Source organism: Roseateles sp. P2_H4 (assembly GCF_056403315.1).
In genome coordinates this window covers 156,408-175,197 of the sequence record NZ_JBFUFR010000003.1, presented here as the reverse complement: position 1 = coordinate 175,197, position 18,790 = coordinate 156,408, and the positions used below count along the sequence as shown (strand labels likewise).

The 18,790-nt window shown below is 67.8% G+C and carries 21 protein-coding genes; 15 read left to right on the top strand and 6 right to left on the bottom strand.

The window, feature by feature from the left end:
* Positions 1 to 47: 47 nt before the first annotated feature.
* Together AC1DW3_RS03660 and AC1DW3_RS03655 are read right to left on the bottom strand one after the other, a co-directional pair.
* Entirely contained in the window at positions 48 to 680 is a 633-nt protein-coding gene (locus AC1DW3_RS03660) for a PEP-CTERM sorting domain-containing protein (RefSeq protein WP_477928667.1), read from the bottom strand.
* Between the two features lie 271 nt (positions 681 to 951).
* The gene (locus tag AC1DW3_RS03655) at positions 952 to 2,346 is read right to left on the bottom strand and encodes a patatin-like phospholipase family protein (protein ID WP_477928665.1); all 1,395 of its coding nucleotides are present in this window, start codon (positions 2,344 to 2,346) and stop codon (positions 952 to 954) included.
* A gap of 162 nt (positions 2,347 to 2,508) precedes the next feature.
* Between AC1DW3_RS03655 and AC1DW3_RS03650 the strand changes: the two genes are divergently transcribed.
* The 7 genes from AC1DW3_RS03650 (at position 2,509) to AC1DW3_RS03620 (ending at position 9,060) form a co-directional block, all read left to right on the top strand.
* Positions 2,509 to 3,717: a DNA polymerase Y family protein gene (locus tag AC1DW3_RS03650; RefSeq protein ID WP_477928663.1), complete on the top strand. Its 1,209-nt coding sequence runs from the start codon at positions 2,509 to 2,511 to the stop codon at positions 3,715 to 3,717.
* On the top strand, positions 3,714 to 6,035 hold the full coding sequence (locus AC1DW3_RS03645; protein WP_477928661.1) for an ATP-dependent DNA helicase: 2,322 nt from the start codon (positions 3,714 to 3,716) through the stop codon (positions 6,033 to 6,035). Before AC1DW3_RS03650 ends, AC1DW3_RS03645 begins: the two co-directional genes overlap by 4 nt.
* Before the next feature lie 102 nt (positions 6,036 to 6,137).
* The gene (locus tag AC1DW3_RS03640; RefSeq protein ID WP_477928659.1) at positions 6,138 to 6,764 is read left to right on the top strand and encodes a CAP domain-containing protein; all 627 of its coding nucleotides are present in this window, start codon (positions 6,138 to 6,140) and stop codon (positions 6,762 to 6,764) included.
* A gap of 65 nt (positions 6,765 to 6,829) precedes the next feature.
* The gene (locus AC1DW3_RS03635; RefSeq protein WP_477928657.1) at positions 6,830 to 7,624 is read left to right on the top strand and encodes a Rap1a/Tai family immunity protein; all 795 of its coding nucleotides are present in this window, start codon (positions 6,830 to 6,832) and stop codon (positions 7,622 to 7,624) included.
* Positions 7,625 to 7,748: 124 nt separating this feature from the next.
* Positions 7,749 to 8,159, top strand: coding sequence for a DUF6249 domain-containing protein (locus tag AC1DW3_RS03630; protein WP_477928655.1), 411 nt, complete (start codon positions 7,749 to 7,751; stop codon positions 8,157 to 8,159).
* On the top strand, positions 8,156 to 8,731 hold the full coding sequence (locus AC1DW3_RS03625; protein WP_477928654.1) for an RNA polymerase sigma factor: 576 nt from the start codon (positions 8,156 to 8,158) through the stop codon (positions 8,729 to 8,731). Before AC1DW3_RS03630 ends, AC1DW3_RS03625 begins: the two co-directional genes overlap by 4 nt.
* A complete protein-coding gene (locus AC1DW3_RS03620; protein ID WP_477928652.1) occupies positions 8,728 to 9,060 on the top strand; it encodes a hypothetical protein in 333 nt (110 codons plus the stop codon). Before AC1DW3_RS03625 ends, AC1DW3_RS03620 begins: the two co-directional genes overlap by 4 nt.
* Before the next feature lie 29 nt (positions 9,061 to 9,089).
* Here the strand turns inward: AC1DW3_RS03620 and AC1DW3_RS03615 are convergent, their stop codons facing one another.
* Positions 9,090 to 9,782, bottom strand: coding sequence for a hypothetical protein (locus AC1DW3_RS03615; RefSeq protein ID WP_477928650.1), 693 nt, complete (start codon positions 9,780 to 9,782; stop codon positions 9,090 to 9,092).
* Positions 9,783 to 9,983: 201 nt separating this feature from the next.
* Here AC1DW3_RS03615 and AC1DW3_RS03610 point away from each other — a divergent pair, with 201 nt between their 5' ends.
* Complete coding sequence (locus tag AC1DW3_RS03610) at positions 9,984 to 10,373, top strand: DUF7674 family protein (protein ID WP_477928648.1); 390 nt, start codon at positions 9,984 to 9,986, stop codon at positions 10,371 to 10,373.
* On the opposite strand, the gene AC1DW3_RS03605 is transcribed toward AC1DW3_RS03610, so the two are convergent.
* The 3 genes from AC1DW3_RS03605 to AC1DW3_RS03595 form a co-directional block, all read right to left on the bottom strand.
* Positions 10,363 to 11,262: a TolB family protein gene (locus AC1DW3_RS03605; protein ID WP_477928646.1), complete on the bottom strand. Its 900-nt coding sequence runs from the start codon at positions 11,260 to 11,262 to the stop codon at positions 10,363 to 10,365. The two genes, AC1DW3_RS03610 and AC1DW3_RS03605, sit on opposite strands and share 11 nt — an antisense overlap.
* Before the next feature lie 129 nt (positions 11,263 to 11,391).
* The gene (locus AC1DW3_RS03600) at positions 11,392 to 11,769 is read right to left on the bottom strand and encodes a hypothetical protein (RefSeq protein ID WP_477928644.1); all 378 of its coding nucleotides are present in this window, start codon (positions 11,767 to 11,769) and stop codon (positions 11,392 to 11,394) included.
* Positions 11,766 to 12,062: an autorepressor SdpR family transcription factor gene (locus tag AC1DW3_RS03595; protein ID WP_477928643.1), complete on the bottom strand. Its 297-nt coding sequence runs from the start codon at positions 12,060 to 12,062 to the stop codon at positions 11,766 to 11,768. The genes AC1DW3_RS03600 and AC1DW3_RS03595 overlap by 4 nt, the downstream gene beginning before the upstream one ends.
* Before the next feature lie 242 nt (positions 12,063 to 12,304).
* On the opposite strand from AC1DW3_RS03595, the gene atzF reads away from it, so the two are divergent.
* From atzF to hpxZ, 7 genes are read left to right on the top strand one after another with little or no spacing between them, the layout of a single operon-like run.
* Positions 12,305 to 14,119 (top strand): allophanate hydrolase, encoded by a 1,815-nt coding sequence (gene atzF / locus AC1DW3_RS03590; protein ID WP_477928641.1) that lies wholly within the window; start codon positions 12,305 to 12,307, stop codon positions 14,117 to 14,119.
* 28 nt (positions 14,120 to 14,147) lie between these two features.
* A complete protein-coding gene (locus tag AC1DW3_RS03585) occupies positions 14,148 to 15,134 on the top strand; it encodes an ABC transporter substrate-binding protein (RefSeq protein ID WP_477928640.1) in 987 nt (328 codons plus the stop codon).
* A gap of 13 nt (positions 15,135 to 15,147) precedes the next feature.
* On the top strand, positions 15,148 to 15,975 hold the full coding sequence (locus AC1DW3_RS03580; RefSeq protein ID WP_477928638.1) for an ABC transporter permease: 828 nt from the start codon (positions 15,148 to 15,150) through the stop codon (positions 15,973 to 15,975).
* Positions 15,972 to 16,793, top strand: a complete 822-nt coding sequence (locus AC1DW3_RS03575; protein WP_477928636.1) for an ABC transporter ATP-binding protein — start codon at positions 15,972 to 15,974, stop codon at positions 16,791 to 16,793. The genes AC1DW3_RS03580 and AC1DW3_RS03575 overlap by 4 nt, the downstream gene beginning before the upstream one ends.
* Complete coding sequence (locus tag AC1DW3_RS03570) at positions 16,793 to 16,987, top strand: DUF4089 domain-containing protein (protein WP_477928634.1); 195 nt, start codon at positions 16,793 to 16,795, stop codon at positions 16,985 to 16,987. Before AC1DW3_RS03575 ends, AC1DW3_RS03570 begins: the two co-directional genes overlap by 1 nt.
* Entirely contained in the window at positions 16,984 to 18,399 is a 1,416-nt protein-coding gene (locus tag AC1DW3_RS03565) for an AtzE family amidohydrolase (protein WP_477928632.1), read from the top strand. The genes AC1DW3_RS03570 and AC1DW3_RS03565 overlap by 4 nt, the downstream gene beginning before the upstream one ends.
* The gene (gene hpxZ / locus AC1DW3_RS03560) at positions 18,396 to 18,785 is read left to right on the top strand and encodes an oxalurate catabolism protein HpxZ (RefSeq protein ID WP_477928630.1); all 390 of its coding nucleotides are present in this window, start codon (positions 18,396 to 18,398) and stop codon (positions 18,783 to 18,785) included. The genes AC1DW3_RS03565 and hpxZ overlap by 4 nt, the downstream gene beginning before the upstream one ends.
* The last annotated feature ends 5 nt before the right edge of the window (positions 18,786 to 18,790 follow it).

Here is an 18,790-nt window from a genome sequence, read left to right as displayed (position 1 = left end):
ATATGAAAAAGCGGCCCGAGGGCCGCTTCGCTTTTCTCCTCGGCGGATCAGCCGCGGCGACGGCGGACTGCCGCCAGGCCGGCCAGTGCGATGCCGATCAGAGCCATCGAGGCCGGCTCGGGCACATTGACCGTGATGTCGGTGGTCGCGAGGGTGCCGCCGGCCGCATCGGTGACGAACAGGCGGAAATCCGTCGAGCTGGCGGCGTAGGGGTTGAAATTGAAGCTCGGCGTGTTCAGGAAAGACATCTCCAGGTTCCAGGACTCGCCCAGAAACATCGGCAGCCCGAGGCTCAGCAGGTCGATGTCGGTGTAGTTGACGGCGGCGCTGCTGTCGGTGTCGATGCCCAGCCAGATCTTGCAGCCCTGGCAGCCGCGGATGTCGTAGGCGAAGTCGAAGCTCCAGTTCGCGTAGTTCTTGCCGTCGGGCAGATAGACGCCATTTTGCGCATAGAAATTGCGCACCCCGTCATTGGCCAGAAAGGCGCTGTTCTTGTAGGCGTGAGCACCGATGGCGACCTTGACCCCGCTGGCCGCAACGGCGGCGAACTGCACGGTCTGCAGGCCGGTGCTGCCCGCCGGCGGCCAACCGTCAGCAGCCGTCAATGTCGTCAAGGCGGCGTGGGCCGCGAACGGGGCGAGCCCGACAAGGGCCGCAGTGGCAAGCATCTTCTTGATCATTGGTTTATCTCCAGAGGTGGCAATGGTTTTGCTGGCGCCTTCGCTCAACGACACGTTTAGGGCACCGCACAATCCCTAGCGCATCAACCATGCCAACACCAAGCCGCGTGTAGGACGCTCCGGTAGGACAGACGTGCCGTTCAGACGTGAAATGACCCCCACGTTCGAAGGTGGAAATTCCCTCGACATGAGACAAACCCTTGGTGGACCTTGCGCTGAAATGACCCGTCAGGAAAACCGCTCGCAAGTCGATCAGATACGGGGTTGACAGTCAGTCGCCCCGCTGAACGGCCGTAGAAAAGCGCTTCACACCCGCATCCGCCGCCACGGCCTGACGCCCGGCGGCGATGAGCCTGTCAATCTGCTCGGCCGGCAGCTTGAGCCGCGTCGGGATGGCGTTGAGCGCCATCTCCTCGGCCTCGGGCAGGTCGGCGAAGCTGATCTGCGTGACGACGAACTTGATGTCCTCGCAGCGCCAGTCAGGGTTCCAGGCACGCAGCGCGGCCTTGCGTTCATCGGGCAGTGAGCAGCGCCAGGTCACGATGTCACGCTCCCAGTTGCGCACCATGGGCACGAAATAGGAATAGCTCATGCGCATCGTGCTCTCGATGGCCGTGTCCACGGCGGCCGTCGCCACGTCCAGGCCAGAGGGCCCCGCCACCTCGCGGCCGAAGTCGCCGCTCGGGCCCTGGCCCGCGTCGACCACGACGAACAGCATGCGCCGCACGTTCGCCGCGTCGTGCTCGCTGATCGGGCCGTAGGGCGTGTTCAGCAGGATGCGACTTTGCAGGATGCTGACGAGGCCCAGGTTGTCCGTGATACCGCCGTCCACCAGCTTGATGTAGCGGCCCGTCTTGCTGTCGCGGAAGTCCTTCAGCGCCCGCAGCAGCGCCAGGCGCAGCCGGTGCTGGTCGTCGCGCTCGGGGCCTGGCACACGGCCCAGGTTGGCGGGCATGGGCTTCTGGCAGGACTCGGGAAACTTCTCCAGCACCACCGGCGCGAAGAACAGCGGCACCGCCATGGACGCGGCGACGGCCTCCGACACCGGGAAGCTGGCGAGGTCGCTGCAGATGGCGTCGAAGGCCCGTTCGTGGAAGGGGAAGGCCAACCGGTACTGGGCGTTGCTCGCGTTGATCCAGATGACCGGCTTCTGGTGGCGGAACATGTCCGCGAACGTCGCACCCTGGAACACGTCGCGCTCCAGCCAGTCGCTGAAGTTGCTGCGGTCGTTCAGGCCGCCGGCGAACAGTCGGCGCAGGTTGTTGGGGTTGAGCAGGCTGAAGCGCAGGCCGGCCTCGCCATCGCGCATCAGCACCTTGTCGCGGAAGTCCCGCATGCCCTCGGTGCCATGCAGGCCGAAGTAAGCCGCCGTGATGGAGCCGCCCGACACGCTGGTGATGAAACTCACGTCGTCCAGCAGGTTGTGGCCAGCGGCCGAGGGCTGGTCGCGCAAGCCCTCCAGCACGCCGTAGGAGAAGGCCGCCGCGCGCAGGCCACCGCCCGAGAAGCTCAGGGCCACGATGGTCTCGCTGACGGCGCTCTGCGGCTCGCGCGCCACCGGCTCGGCCACGGCCGGCCGGTTCTTGGGCGTGTTCAGCGGTGCGCCGGCACAGCCGGCCAGCGAGAGCCAGACAAGGCAGGTGCAAAGCAGCAGCAGGACGCGCATCGGGCCTCTTTCCCTTGAGATCCGGCGCATTCTGCCGATGCTGCCAGACCCTGTCTTTATTCCCAGTGACAATCCAGGGAATGAACACCCCCCACGCTCGCATCCGCTCGCTGCCCCCCGCGGGGGCGCGCCAGCGGTTTCGGGCGGCCGTGCACCGCTGACATGCAGCAGCCCCCTCGCTGGATCGCCCACCTCGACATGGACGCCTTCTACGCGTCCGTCGAGCTGCTGCGCTATCCGCAGCTCAGGGGCTTGCCGGTCGTCATCGGTGGCCGGCGGGCCGATGCACCGCAGCAGTTGCAAGACGGCTCCTGGCGCTATTCCAAGCTGCGCGACTACACCGGCCGCGGCGTCGTCACCACCAGCACCTATGCCGCCCGCGACCTCGGCGTGTTCTCGGCCATGGGCCTGATGAAGGCGGCCCTGCGCGCGCCCGACGCCATCCTGCTGCCGGCCGACTTCGACAGCTACCGCAAGTACTCGCGCCTCTTCAAGGCCGCCGTCGCCGAGGTCGCACCCGTCATCGAGGACCGCGGCATCGACGAGATCTACATCGACCTGACCGACGTGCCCGGCGTGCGCGATGCCGTCGGCCACGACCCGCTGGGCGGCGTGAAGGCGGTGGCCCGCGAGATCAAGAACTCGGTCGGCCGCGCCACCGGCCTGACCTGCTCCATCGGCGTCACGCCCAACAAACTGCTCAGCAAGATCGCCAGCGAGTTGGACAAGCCCGACGGCATCAGCGTGCTGACGATGGACGACATCCCCAGCCGCGTCTGGCCGCTGGGCGTGCGCAAGATCAACGGCATCGGTCCCAAGGCCGGCGAAAAGCTCATCAAGCTGGGCCTGGAGAGTGTCGGCGATATCGCCGCCGCCGACCCCGCCTGGCTCATCGAGCAGTTCGGCGGCAGCTACGGCGCCTGGCTGCATGCGGCCTCGCACGGCCTCGACAACCGCGCCGTCGTCACCCACAGCGAGCCCGTCTCCATCAGCCGCGAGACCACCTTCGAGCGCGACCTGAGCGCCGTGCATGACAAGGTCCTGCTCGGCGGCATCATGGACGAGCTCTGCGAAAGCCTCGCCCGCGACCTCGCCCGCAAGCACTACGCCGGCAAGACGGTGGGCATCAAGCTGCGCTTCGAGGGTTTCGTGACCGTCACGCGCGACCAGACGCTGAAACTGCCCATCACCAGCGCCACCGACATCCGCCACGCGGTTGGGCTCTGCCTCAAGCGCGTCAAGTTCGACAAGCGCCTGCGGCTGATGGGCGTGCGCATCGGCAACCTCGTGCACGCCAGCGAAGTGCAGGCCGCGCCCGCAGCGGCGCGCGCCGAGCTCCAGCCTGCGCCCGACAACCTGAGTCTGTTTTGAGCGACTGGACCTACACCGTCTCGGTCCGCAGCCTCTGCGAGTTCACCGCCAAGCGCGGCGACCTGGACCGCCGCTTCACGCCCTCGGCCACCGCGCTGGAGGGCCAGGCCGGCCAGATGGCCGTGCTGGCGCGGCGCTCGCCGGGTTACGAGATCGAGCTGCCGCTGGAGGCCGTCCACGGCAATCTGCGCGTGCGCGGCCGGGCCGATGGCTACGAGGCGGACGTGAACCGTCTGGAGGAAATCAAGACCATCCGCGGCCCCGTCGATCTCATCCCCGAGAACCGCCGAGCGCTGCACTGGGCCCAGCTCGAAACCTATGGCGCGCTGATTTGCGCCGACCGCGAACTGCCGGAGATCGAGCTGGCTCTGGTCTACGTGGATGCCGACACGCAGAACGAAACCGTGCTGCGCGAGACGGTCACGGCCGCAAGCCTGCAGGCCGCCTTCGAGGCACGCTGCCGCCAGTTCGAGGCCTGGGCGCAGCAGGAGGCCGAGCACCGCGGCCAACGCGACGCGGGCCTCGCCACCCTGCCCTTCCCCAAGGGCGAGCTGCGCCCGGGCCAGCGCCTGCTGGCCGAAGCCGTCTACCGCGTCGCCGCCAATGGCCGCCATCTGCTGGCCCAGGCACCCACCGGCATCGGCAAGACCCTGGGCACGCTGTACCCGCTGCTGCGCGCCATGCCCACCCAGCAGCTCGACAAGATCGGCTACATGACCTGCAAGGGCACCGGCCGCATCGCGGCGCTGGAGGCCCTGGAGGCGCTGCGCGACGGCGCGCCGACCAAGTCGCTGCGCGTGTTGACGCTGGTGGCCAAGGAGCAGGCCTGCGAGCACCCCACCAAGGCCTGCCATGGCGATGCCTGCCCGCTGGCCAACGGCTTCTACGACAAGCTGCCGGCCGCCCGCGCCGAGGCCGTGCAGACAGCCTGGCTGGACCCCGCCGCCCAGCGCCGCATCGCGCTCAAGCACGACGTCTGCCCCTACTACCTGGGTCAGGAACTGCTGCGCTGGGCCGACGTCGTCGTCGGCGACGTGCACCACGCCTTCGACCCCTATGGCCAGCTCTACGGCCTGGCCCAGTCCCAGGGCTGGAAGCTGGCCCTGCTGGTGGACGAGGCCCACAACCTGATCGACCGGGCCCGCGACATGTACAGCGTCGCACTGAGCCTGGCGCGCGTGCGCGAGGTGCTCGCCGGTGCGCCCGTGAGCCTGCGCGCGCCGCTGCGCCGCCTGGCCGGTGAGCTGGCCCGCTTGGGGACCGAGCAGGTCGAGGACTACCAGCCGCTGAAGCAAGTGCCCGACGCGCTGGCCGAGGCCCTGCAGCGCGTCAACGTTGCCCTGGGCGAGCATGTGCAGAAGCACCCGCTGGAGGTGGGCGCACTGCTGGAGTTCTATTTCGAGGTGCTGGGCCTGCAGCGCCTGCTGGACCGCTTCGACACGCATTCGCTGTGCGACCTGCAGCGCACCGCCGGCCGGGTGCTGGTGGCGGATGCGCCGCTCAACCTGTCGCTGCTGGAGGACGACGAACCCGTCGACACCGGCGACGTGCGCGACGTCGTGCTGTCGGTGCGCAATATCGTGCCCGGCGCCTTCCTGAAGGAGCGCTTCGAGGGCTGCCACAGCGTCACGCTGTTCTCGGCCACGCTGGGGCCGCCCGACTACCCGCGCCAACTGCTCGGCATGCCCGAGGACACCGCCTGGATCGACGTGCCCGCACCCTTCCCGCCCGAGCACCTGAGCGTGCAGGTGGCCCACCGCCTGTCCACGCGCTACGAGCACCGCGAGGCCTCGATGGATGCGCTGGTGGACCTGCTCGCCCTGCAGTTCACCGAACACCCCGGCAACTACCTGGCCTTCTTCAGCAGCTTCGACTATCTCGACAAGGCCGCGGCCCGCCTGGCGCTGCGCCACCCGCAGGTCGTGCAATGGAGCCAGGGCCGCGCCATGGGCGACGGCGCGCGGCGCGCCTTCCTCGACCGCTTCGTCGCGGGCGGCCGTGGCATCGGCTTTGCGGTGCTGGGCGGCGCCTTCGCCGAGGGCGTGGACCTGCCCGGCACCCGCCTCATCGGCGCCTTCATCGCCACGCTGGGCCTGCCGCCCGTGTCGCCGCTGCAGGACCAGGTGCGCGATCGCCTGGACACCATGTTCGGCGCCGACCACGGCTATGCCGACCTCGTGCCCGGCATGCAGAAGGTCGTCCAGGCCGCCGGCCGCGTGCTGCGTTCCGTGGACGACCGCGGCTGGGTGTGGCTGCTGGACAAGCGCTATGCCCGGCCCGACGTGCGGGCGCTGCTGCCGGCGTGGTGGCAGCTTTGACCCCGAGTCCTTGACGTCAGGTGTGTAGGGATGTTGCCGGCCGTCTGTCGCGGCTGCACCCGGTAACCGGCGCCCCGGCCAGGCGTGCGACGCTGGCAGCCTATGCGCCCACTCCCCGCCCGCCTCGTTGCTCCTCTCGCCGTCGCCACCCTGCTTTCATTGACCGGCTGCGGCGGCGGTGGGTCCGACACCGCCTCGCCCGCTCCCGCTCCTGCGCCCGCTCCGGCACCAGCCCCCGCTCCGGCGCCTGCACCTGCACCTGCACCGCCACCCACCGCCGGCACCCGCATCAGCTGCAACCTCGCCAACTTCCAGACCGACATGCTGGCTGCGGTCAACGCCCGCCGCCGCGCCGGCGCGACCTGCGGCGCGGAAGGCGCCTTCCCACCGGCGGCCGACCTGAGCTGGAACGCCGCACTCACCCAGGCCGCCGTGGGCCACAGCGACGACATGGTCACGCACAACTTCTTCAGCCACACCGGCAGCGACGGCAGCACCCTCGGCACGCGTGCGACGGCCGCCGGCTATGTCTGGACCAACCTCGGCGAGAACATCGCCGCCGGCCAGTCCAGCGTGGCCGAGGTGGTGGATGGCTGGATGAAGAGCGACGGCCATTGCGCCAACCTGATGAACGCCACCTACCGCGACATCGGCGTGGCCTGCGTGGCGGGCAACGCCAGCACGACCTACCGCACCTACTGGACGCAGGACTTCGGCAAGGCACGCTGACCACCACCTTGACTTGAGCCACGAGACCGTCGGCTAGAGTCGAATCCGCTGAAAGGACACCCCTCATGCGGATTGAATTTCGGGCCTGCTGCCTCGCCCTGCTGGCGGCGCTGTGCTGCGCAAGAACGCTGGCCGTGGAGCCGGGCAAGCCGCTTGAGCCGCCCAACTTCTTCGTGCAGGTCGTGTTGACGCCGGATGCCGAAGCGTGGCTGCGCAAGACGGGCGAGACGATCTGGATCAGCGGTCTGTTCGAAGACGAGGTCGGCCCGGACGGCATCTGGCTCGGCAAGACCGAGCTGACGCTGACGACCGAAAGGTTGGCCCACATCCACGGCATTCGCTTTCACCCGCGGCTGGCGCAGCTGATGACGGGGTTCGACTACGAGGTGCTCATCAACGTCGGCAGCGGCCGGAAGACCTCCGACCTCAACTACCTGGATTGCGAGCTGCTGCAAGGTCCCATCAGCCAGTTCCAGGGACGGACCTCGCAGATCGGCTGCCAGCTGGCACAGCACGGGCCACCAGCGAAATCCGTTCGGCGTTTCACGGGCGAGATGGACGGCAAGGAATTTCTCGCCCTCTGCTCGAGCGTCGGACTGGCGTCGGCCCATCCGGCGCAACGCAGGAACGAGGCCTTTTGCACCGGCTATGTGAAGGGCGTCATCCACGCACACGACGGCTTCCTGAGCGACGAGCCGTCTATCAAGCGCCATTTCTGCATTCCAAGAGGCGTCTCCGATCTGGATTTCACCCGGGCCGCCGTGAAATACCTCGAAGCATCGGGCGTCACCGAGTATCTGGGCACCTACACCCTGGCTGCGCTCCATGTCACCTATCGCTGCAAGCCGAACGACCGCTGACGGCATCGCCTTGCGCCGCACCGATCAAGGGGGCGCAGCGATTTTTTTGTGCCCGGCTGAATCCAAACGCCGCGGCCGACCGCTCCAAGGAAGCACCATCCACCTGTTTCCGCGGAGCCCGCCCATGTTCTTCGACCGCTTTCAGGAAATCAGCCCGCTGATGATCCCCATCCTGTCGCTGCTGATTCCCATCATCGCCATCGTGGCCCACTACATGGGCAAGGCCCACACCGAGCGCCAGCGCCACGAGACCATCCGCGAGCTGGCCCGCGCCGGCCAGCCCATCCCGCCCGAGCTGCTCAGCGACGTGCAGGACAGCGACTGGCACCGCGCCAAGCGCGACCAGTCCAATCCCAATCGCATCCTCATCCCCGCCGTCATCAACATCGGCATCGGCCTCGGCCTGATGGGCATGTTCAACGCCATGATGCCGGGCGCCTGGCTGTGGAGCATCGGCCTCATCCCGCTGTTCCTCGGCCTGGGCCTGGTGCTGTACTGGGCCGTCGAACGCAAGCCGCAACAGAACCAGCCGTGACCTCCGGCGTCCCCGCCGCGCCCGCCGAGGCGGCCCTGCAGGAGGATCGCCTGGTGGCCCGCGCCGCCGCCGGCGACCGCACGGCCTTCGCTGCCCTCGTGCAGGCCCACCAGGGCTATCTGCGCAAACTGCTCGGCCGCGTCTGCCGCGGCGACCAGGGCCGCGCCGACGACCTGGCCCAGGAAGCGTTTGTGCGCGCCTGGCGCGCCTTGCCCAAGTTCCGCGGCGAGTCGCGCTTTCGCACCTGGCTGACACGGCTGGCCTACTCGGCGCTGTCGGCCGAACGGCCGTCTTTGCCGCTGCTGGACGATGAATCACCCGACCTGGGCGCGCACAGCGACTTCGCCCCGCACCACATTTCACTTAGCGACTGGCGCATCGACCTCGACCGCGCCATGGCCGAGCTCAGCGAGGCCCAGCGCCACGCGCTGCTGCTCTGCTACGGCGCCGATTTAAGCCACGCCGAAGCCGCCCAGGTGCTGGGCTGGCCCCTCGGTACGGTCAAGACGCAAGTGCTGCGCGCCAAGGCCAAGCTGCGCGCGCAACTGCAGGCATGGGAGCCCACGCCATGACAAATCACGACGATGACGACGACAACACTTCCTTTGACGACGCTTTGCGGGAGCAGTTGCAAGGTGGCGGCGAGCCCGATGACGACGGCTTCAGCCTGGGGGTGATGGCCGCTCTGGCGCCCAAGGGCGTGGTGTCGCCGCGGCAGCGCCGCTGGGCACGCTGGGTGAGGCGGGCGCAATGGACGGCGATCTGCGCAGCGGCGTTCGGCACGGCAGCACTGCTGGCGAGCACGAAAGGGCCGCTGGATACGCCGCATGTGGTGGCGGCGGTGGCGTTGGTGGGGTTGCTGGTGTTCTGGTCGGTGCCGAGTCGGTGGAGTCGGGGGTGATCAATTGCCGGTACAACCAATACACATGACTAATGAAGCCCTGCATCAATACGAAGCGCGGCTGCTCCGGCATCAAAGCGCTGGATCGTTTCATCGAAGAGCCGAGATAGCTGCTTTCGATGAAGTTCGTAGCGAGACCCGCCGCGGACAACTCCTTGCTCCGCCCAGGGAGTCGCCGTATCCCTGAGTTCAACCACACCGGCGAGTAGCCGCCAGCAACCGTCAACTGCGTCGGCGCTAGAGGCGACTTGAATTTCATGCTCAAGAAGCCCCACACATCTCGCCAATATCTCAAGCACACGCGGCTGAACCGGATTTGCAAACTTGATGGCCTCGTCGACGCCGGCAAGTGACAAGCGCGCCATCTGTTGGCACGCTTGCATGCGGGCCAAAGTAACCAGTGCGGATTCAAGTCGGCGTTGAGCCCATTCCGCTCGCTGCTGCACTCTTGCCGCCCTCGCTGCAAACCATCCAGTACCAATGCTGACAGCGAGAGCCAATATCGCTCCGCCGGCCTGCACCCAGGCTGCAATCTTTTCCTTCTGCTCTATCTCCTTCCACGGTGGCAGCACTGGTAATAGATCGATGCAGAACCAAAGTCCAAGCACGGTAATAAACCAAGGCCCGAGCGACCATCTTGTCGCTGCATCAACTGGTCTCATTCCCCGCTCCTCGCTGTCTTGACTGATTCTGCCGGTTCGCAAAGCGGCGTCAGTCTTCATCAGAGCGACTAGTGCGCTAGCGTCGCTGCCTTTCGAGAAGCCCGTGTCAAGCTGGGGCTTGGCCGCCCACCACCGCCCCGGCAAGATGCACAGCCATGAAGAGACCCGTCCTCACAGGTCGGGGCCAGGTCTCAAATCTGAACCCCATCGCGCCAGAATTGGCGTGCGTGATTTACTCCCAACCGAATTCGACCAACCTTCATGGCAGACGCTGACCATCTTGCCGCCTGCCAAGTCGTCGAATCGGTCAGAGGCGCCTGGCCCGAAGAGGCCGCGCTGATCGATGCCGACCTGCAAACCTGCGGCTACGAGGACGCACACCACACTTGGCTGGAACGCTTTTCCCAGTTCACCACCAACGCCATCGGCCGGGGCGAGTTCTCCACGGCAAGCCGGCAACTTAACTTCCTCTCTCAGCTGCTGGCAGCAGGCGACGAAGCCACCGCACGCTGCATCGACGTCGCCTATGTCGAATCCCTGATGTGGGACGTCAAAGATCCAAAGATGAAGCGCGAGGGCTGGAAGTTGATGCCAGCCAACCTGCGCGCGCTCTACGTCCAGATGTGGGGCCAACAGCCCTTCATGAAGTGACGTCCGCCGAGTAGATATCGCACCCCCGATGCTCCTGACTCTGCCGGCAGACCGTGAAGTAGACGGCCTTCCCATCAGCCGACCACTTCGGCGCCGTGCCCCGCCCTTCCGTCGCGGCCAGCAGCCTCACATTGCCGCCATCGGGGTCCATCAGGAAGATCTGGTAGCCCGCATTGCCGCGGTTGCCGGCATAAGCGATGGTGCGGCCGTCGGGTGACCAGGCGGGCCAGCCTTCGAAGGACCAGTGGTTGGTCAGGTTCTTCGCGTTGCGCCCATCGGCGTCGGCCACGAAGACCTCTGAATTCATCTCGCCGACGATCTTTCGATAGGCGATGCGGCGGCCGTCGGGTGACATGACGGGGAACGTGTTGACGCCGCCGGAGATCAAGGTCGTCACGCGGCGGCTGGCGAGGTCGATGGCGTAGATGGCTGCCTCGTTCTTGGCCGGTGGGCGCATGTCGTCGTCGGTGCAATGAAGGATGGCCTTGCCGTCGGGCGTGAACGACGGGTGCAGCACGCTCTGCGTCGCAGGCGTGATGGCCTGTGAAGCACCGCTGCCGTCGGCAGCGATCAGGTGCACGACCTTGCTGTTCTCCTTCACCAGCACGAAGGCGATGTGGCGCCCGTCGGGCGACCAGACCGGGTCTTCATGCTCGGCCGCGTCGAAGGTGATCTGCTGCTCGGCGCCATCGGCCAGCGTGCGCAGGAAGAGCTGCTGCCGCCCGGATATCACCCGAATCAGCACGGCCCGCTTGCCGTCCGGCGCGGGCGCCAGGTCCATGGCATAGGAAGCGGTCACCTGCCTCGCCACCGCGACGGGTTTGCCTTGGGCGAAGGCGCCCGTGGCCGCGAGCAGGAGAAGAGCCAGGGTGATGGCGGGTCCGTGCATGGCGTGGTGTCTCGCGAGGGCCAGGATGCGCGAGCGTAGCGAGCGGCTGCCAGCGGGGCGCATGCCGATCGTCATGACCGGTCGACTGAGGCGCGTTGGACGCAGCCCAGCCCAATCAGATCACCGCCCTCAGGTCGCGTTCTTGAACTTGTCCCGCTGCGACAGGCAATAGGCCACCGGCACCGCGACCCCGGTCAGGACCGCGGCGGACCCGGCCGCAACGGCCACGGGGATGGGGGCGAAAGCCCACAGTGCGACATAGATGAGCCCACTGATCGTGATGGACCAACCGCCGAGCCGGCTGACCTTGCGGGCCAATTCGTGAGGGAAGAAGCGCTTGGGCATGCGGTTGCCGTACCACGCAATCATGATCCCGTTCATGGCGATGACCACCCGGGTGACGGTGTCGCCATCCGCATAGCCCAGCTTGCGTGCCAAGGTCATGCAAAGCGCCACGGCGACGATGCCGCCGCCCCACGCAAGGCCTGCAATCAGGTCAGCTTTCATCGCGCAATCTCCTTCTTGGGTTCCGGCGCCTCGGCGCTCGGGCTGAACGAATGGACGAAGCCCAGCAGCGCTTCTTCGAGCACCGACAGCTTCAGGTGATACAGGACGGACTTGCCCGCCTTCTCGGCGTGCACGAGGTCGGCCTCCTTCAGCACCGCGAAGTGCGCCGACATCGTGGGCTTGGAGACGTGGAACTGGTCACTCAGTTCACCGGCGCTCAAGGGGCCCTGGCGCAGGAGCTGCAGCACCTGGCGGCGGGTGGGGTCGGAGAGGGCTCTGAAAACCTTGTTCATGGCTTGATGATTAGCTAATCATCGAAATGTGTCAAGCGTGCTCGGCAGCGCCGACTGGTGCATCGACGCCCCATGCCGAGGCACGTGATCTCGGCCGCTGGGGCCTGAAGAAGGTCTGCCAAAAAAAGCGTCTGACCGAGCGACGCCCGGTACGCCCCACGCAGCAGCTGCGCAGAGGCGGATACGCGGCCAACTGGCACGTTTGATGCTGGAGTACCGACTGGTATACCAAAGAGTGCACCATGACCGAGCGAAGCCTTCTGACCCTTGGAGACTGGCACCTGGCCTATCTGGACGGCGCCTCGCCGCGGGTGTTGCTGAGCACGTGTGCCGCCCAGCTCGGACAGCATGACCCCGCGGTGTGGATTCACAAGGCCAGCAGAGCGGAACTGGAGACACGGCTCGCCGCACTCGAAGCGCAGCTCGCTGCCGCAGGCGCCAACCGGGCCGAGCTGCTGGCCCGCTTGCCGCTGTTCGGCGTGCCCTTCGCCGCCAAGGACAACATCGACGTGGCCGGCATGCCGACCACCGCCGCCTGCCCGGCTTTCAGCTATGTGCCGGAAGTGCATGCCCACGTGGTGCAGCGCCTGGTCGACGCAGGCGCGGTCTGCCTGGGCAAGACCAATCTCGACCAGTTCGCCACCGGCCTCGTCGGCGCCCGCTCGCCCTATGGCCGGCCGTTCAGCGCCTTCGACGCGCAGCGCGTCAGCGGTGGCTCCAGCTCGGGGTCGGCGCTGGCGGTGGCCCGCGCGGAGGTGGCGTTCTCGCTGGGCACGGACACGGCCGGTTCGGGGCGTGTGCCGGCGGGCTTCAACAACCTGGTGGGGCTGAAACCCACGCCGGGCCGGGTCGGCACGAGCGGCGTCGTGCCGGCCTGCCGCACGCTGGACTGCGTGTCGGTGTTCGCGCTGACGGTGGAAGACGCCGCCACCGTGCTCGCGGTCATCGAAGGGCCGGACGGGCAGGACGCCTACAGCCGCTTCGAGCCCGGGCCCGCGCAGCTGCCGGCGCGGCTGCGCATCGGCGTGCCGGCGGCGCCCGACCTCAGCGCCGACTACGCGTCGTGCTGGCCGCTGGCGTTGCAGCTCGCCCACGAACTGGGGCACGAGATCGTGCCGCTGGACTTCGCATCGCTGCACGCGGTGGCGGACCTGCTCTACAACGGCCCGTGGGTGGCCGAGCGCCATGCCGTGGTGCAAGAGCTGCTGGAGCGCGACCCGCAAGCCATCGAGCCCACGGTGCGTGGCGTGATCGAGCGGGCCATCGGGCTCTCTGCCACCGACACCTTCAAGGCGCAGTACGCGCTGCGTGCCGCGCAGCGGGACACGGCGGCGCTGTGGCAGCAGGTGGACCTGCTGATGGTGCCGACCGCGCCCGCCCACCCCAGCTTTGCCGAGCTGGACGCCGACCCGATTGGCGCGAACGCGCAGCTCGGGCGCTATACCAACTTCGTCAACCTGCTGGGCTGGTGCGCGCTGGCGCTGCCGGCCGGCTTCAGCGAGCAGGGGCTTCCCTTCGGCGTCACCTTCATCGCGCCTGGGCAGGCGGACGCGGCGCTCGCGCGCTTCGGCCTGGCCTGGCAGGCCGCCTCGGCGTTGCCTCTCGGGGCCACGGGCGCACCGCGTTCGCCGCAGCAGGCAAGCGCCTGGCCTGCCGTCGAGGCAACCCTGCCGCTGGCGGTGGTGGGCGCCCATTTGTCGGGCATGCCGCTGAACGGCCAACTTGTCGAACGCGGCGCCACCTTGCGCGAAGCCACCACGACGGCGCCCAGCTACCGCCTGCATGCGCTGCGCGGCACGGTGCCACCCAAGCCAGGCCTGCAGCGCGTCAGCGAAGGCGGCGCACCAATAGCCGTGGAAGTCTGGAACATGCCGCTGCGGCATGTCGGTTCGCTGCTCGCACTGATCCCCGCGCCGCTGGGCCTGGGCACCGTGGTGCTGGCCGATGGCAGCCAGGTGCACGGTTTCATCTGCGAAGGCCACGCGCTGGCCGGCGCAACCGACATCACGTCCTACGGCGGCTGGCGGGCCTACATGGCCGAACTGCGTCGCGCCTGAGTCCTTTCATTCACCCAAGGAGCCGAACATGACCGATTCGTTCAAACCCCAGCGCCGCACGCTGCTGGGCGCGGCCGCCGCCGTGGCCACGCTGGGCGCACCCGCGCTGGTGCGCGCGCAGACGCCCAAGATCCGCATCGGCTACTGGCCGGTGGCGGCCGGGTTGCCGTTCTATGCGGCGGTGGAGAAGGGTTACTTCAAGGAGGCCGGGCTGGACGTGGAGGCGCTCAAGTTCGCCGGCGCCCAGCAGGTGATGGAGGCCATGCTGGCCGGCCGCTGCGATGGCAGCTCCAACGGCACGGGCTCGGGCAACCTGGGTGTGGGCGAGATCGCGTCGCCGGGCCTCTTCAAGATCATCGCCACCAACCCGAGCAACCAGAAGTACGTGCTCGACCAGTTCCTCGTGCCCAAGGACAGCCCCGTCAAGACGCTGGCCGAGCTGAAGGGCAAACGCGTGGCCAGCGGCCCCGGCATCCAGAACAAGACGCTGGCCATGGCCGTGCTGGAGCGCGCCGGCGCGCCGGGCACGACGGTGACGGAGCTGCCCATCGGCCAGCACGTGGCCGCGCTCGCCGCCGGCCAGGTGGACGCCGTCTATACGCTGGAGCCCACCGGCACCGTGGGCCGGCTCAATGGCACGACGCGCGTGCTGGAGGCCGGCGTCATCGCCAAATACATCCTCGGCGACCCGCTGGCGCCCTGGCACGGCGGCTCGGCCACGCTCACCACCGAGTTCATCAAGAAGCACCCGGCCGAGACCAAGAAGTACATCGCGGCTTACGCCCGCGGCATCGAGCTCGTGCGCAAGGACCCGGCCCAGGCACGCAACTTCCTGAAGGGCTACACCGCCATCGAAGGCCCGCTGACCGGCGAGGTGCCGCTGGCCTCCTACATGCTCTACAACGAGTTCACGCCCAGCGACGTGGCGGCCTTCCAGAAGTTCTTCGACCTCTTCACCGAGAAGGGCGTGTTCGAGAAGAAGCTGGACGTGACCACGCTGCTCTACAAGGCTTGAGGCCATGACCACCATGGACTCCACCCCTGCCGCCACCCCGCCGTGGCAAAAAGCCGCCGACGGCCAGCCCGCCGTGCGCCTACCGCGCTTCAACGTCGCCAAGCTGCTGCCCTTCATCGGCCCGCTGATGCTCTTCATCGCCTGGGACCTGGTGGTGCGCTTCGGCCTCATCCGACCCATCCTGCTGCCGCCGCCGCTGGCCACGTTGCAGACCCTCGTCGTCGGCCTGGCCGGCGGGCCGCTGCTGCTGGACTTCGCCACCACGGTGTGGCGCACGGTGCAGGCCTTTTTGATCGCCGCCGTCATCGGCGTGCCGCTGGGCGTGCTGCTGGGCAGCAACGAGCGCGCCTACCGCAGCGTCGAGTTCCTGATCGACTTCTTCCGCTCGACGCCGTCGTCGGCGCTGATCCCGCTGTTCCTGCTGATCTTCGGCGTGTCGGACATCAACAAGATCGCCATCGCGGCCTTCGGCGCGCTGCTGATCGTGGTATTCAACAGCGCCTATGGCGTCATCAACGCGCGCAAGCAGCGGGTGATGGCGGCCAAGGTGATGGGCGCGTCGCGCTGGCAGATCTTCAAGGACGTGCTGGTGTGGGAGAGCCTGCAGCCCAGCTTCGTGGGCCTGCGCTCGGCGGTGTCGATGGCGCTGGTCATCGTCGTCGTGGCCGAGATGTTCATCGGCTCGGACAACGGCCTGGGCCACCGCATCATCGACGCGCAGCAGGTGCTGAACGTGAAGACCATGTACGCCGCCATCCTGGCCGCGGGCATCCTGGGCTATGTGCTCAACATCCTGTTCCTGGTGCTGGAACGCAAGATCGTCCATTGGAGTGGGAGATGAATGCAGTCCTGAACGCCCCCGTCGTCGCCGACGTCCCGGTGCGCCCTTTCCAGCCCGGCCCGGCCGGCACCCACATCACCATCCGCGGCCTGACGAAATACTTCGCCGGCTGGCCGCTGTACGAGGACTTCAACCTCGACATCCCGAAGAACAAGATCGTCTCGGTCTTCGGCCCCAACGGCTGCGGCAAGAGCACGCTGATCAACATGATCGCGGGGCTCATCCCCATCGACTCGGGCCAGATCCTGTTCGACGGCAAGAGCCTCAAGGACACCAAGATCGGCTACGTGTTCCAGAACTACCGCGAGGCGATGTTCCCGTGGATGCGCACCATCGACAACATCGCCTACCCGCTGAAGATGGAAGGCCGCAGCAAGGCCGAGGTGGACCGGCGCATGGCCGAGCTGGTGGAGAGCTTCGACGTCAAGTTCGACCTGAAGCGCTACCCGTATGAGCTGTCGGGCGGGCAGCAGCAGACGGCGTCCATCATGCGGGCGCTGGCGCCCGGCCCCGAGGTGCTGTTCCTGGACGAGCCCTTCTCCGCGCTGGACTTCGAGATGACACTGTTCATCCGCGAGAAGCTGCAGGAGGTCTTCATGCAGACGGGCGTGACGATGATGCTGGTGTCGCACGACCTGGAGGAGGCCGTTTACCTCGCCGACGAGGTGCTGCTGCTGACCAAGCGGCCGACCAAGGTGGCCGAGATCCTGAAGTACGAGGACCCGCGTCCGCGCACGGTGGCGACGTTGTCGGAGCCCAGCTTCATCACGGCCAAGAAGCAGAGCCTGGAGATCTTCCAGCGCGAGGTGCGGCGTTGATGATGCGCGCTGAAACGATCGAGGCGTATGTCGACGCCACTGCGGCGGCGTTGGACCTGCCACTGGCGCCGGAACATCGACCCGGCGTGCTGCACTACTTTGGGCTGGCGGCGGAGATGGCCGAGCTGGTCAACGCCTTGCCGCTGACCGTGCAGGACGAGCCGGCCGAGGCCTTTGTGCCCATCTCGCCATGAACAGCGCGGCTGAACTGCTGCTTCGACCCGCTTACGCCATCGCCGCCGCGGTGCGGGCCGGCGACGTGAGCGCGGAGTCGCTGGTGCAGGCCAGCCTGGCGCGCATCGAGCAGACCGACGCCGCAGTCAACGCATTCACCGACATCACCGCCGACCGCGCGCTGATGGCCGCGCAACTGCTGGACCGCCGCCTGCACGAGGGCGACGAAGCGGTGCGTGCACTGCCGCTACTGGGCGTGCCCTATGCCGTCAAGAACCTGTTCGACGTCGCAGGCCTGACGACGCTCGCCGGCTCCAGGATCGAACGCGATCAGCCGCCGGCCGCCAGTGACGGCCCGCTCGTCCAGCGCATGGACGCAGCCGGCGCCGTGCTCGTCGGCGCGCTCAACATGGACGAGTACGCCTACGGCTTCACCACCGAGAACAGCCACGAGGGACCGACGCACAACCCGCATGACCTCACCCGCGTGGCCGGTGGCTCGTCGGGCGGCAGCGGCGCAGCAGTCGCCGCCGGCCAGGTGCCGATCACGCTGGGCTCCGACACCAACGGCTCCATCCGCGTGCCGGCATCGCTGTGCGGCGTGTTCGGTCTCAAGCCGACCTACGGCCGGCTGCCGCGCAACGGCAGCTATCCCTTCGTGGCGAGCCTGGACCATCTCGGCCCCTTCGCACGTTCGGCGCAGGACCTGGCCTTGGCCTATGACGCGATGCAGGGCTTCGATGCGGCGGACGCGGGCTGCGTCAACCGCGCGGCCGAACCGACGCATGCCGCGCTGGCCCAGGGCCTCGGTGGCCTGCGTATCGCTCGGCTCGGCGGCTACTTCGACGACAACGCCGGTCCCGAGGCGCGCGCCGCAGTGGCGCGGGTCGCGCAGGCCCTGGGCGGCCTGGCCACGGTCGAACTGCCCGAGGCGCAGCGCGCCCGTGCGGCTGCCTTCCTGATCAGCAACGCCGAGAGCGCCAACCTGCATCTGGACGATCTGCGCCGCCGCGCACACGACTTCGAACCGCTGTCGCGCGACCGTTTCCTGGCCGGCGCGCTGCTGCCCGCGGCCTGGGTGATTCAGGCCCAGCGTGTGCGCCGCTGGTTCGCGCTGCGTGCCGCCGAGTTGCTGCGCGACGTGGACGTGCTGATCGCCCCCGCTACGCCGGTAGTGGCGCCGGTGATCGGCAGCGAGTGGATGGACATCGACGGCCGCCGCCTGCCCGCGCGGCCCAGCCTGGGACTTTTGACCCAGCCCATCTCCTGCATCGGCCTGCCGGTGTGCGCGGCGCCGGTGTGGGGCGTTCATCCCAGCATGCCCATTGGCGTGCAGATCATTGCCGCCCCCTGGCGGGAAGACCATGCGCTGCGCGTCGCCCTCGCGCTGGAACAGGCGGGCGTGTTCGCGGCCCCCATCGCAAAGCCATGACCGACATCAATCTCCCCGATGTGCTGGCCGAGATGCAGGCCGTCTTCGACCGGTACGAGGACGCGCTGGTCAACAACAAGGTCGATGTGCTGGACGCGCTGTTCTGGAACTCGCCCCATACGGTGCGCTACGGCGTTGCCGAGAACCTTGTCGGTTACGCGCAGATCCAGGCCTTCCGCGCCGCGCGTTCACCCGCCGGCCTGGCGCGCACATTGCGGCACACGGTCATCACCACTTTCGGCCGCGACTGCGCAACCGCGATGACCGAGTTCCATCGCGAAGGCAGCGCCAGCACCGGCCGGCAAAGCCAGACCTGGGTGCGCATGCCCGACGGCTGGCGCGTGGTGGCCGCCCACGTCAGCTTGCTGGCCCCACCTGCTGGCTAAGATCG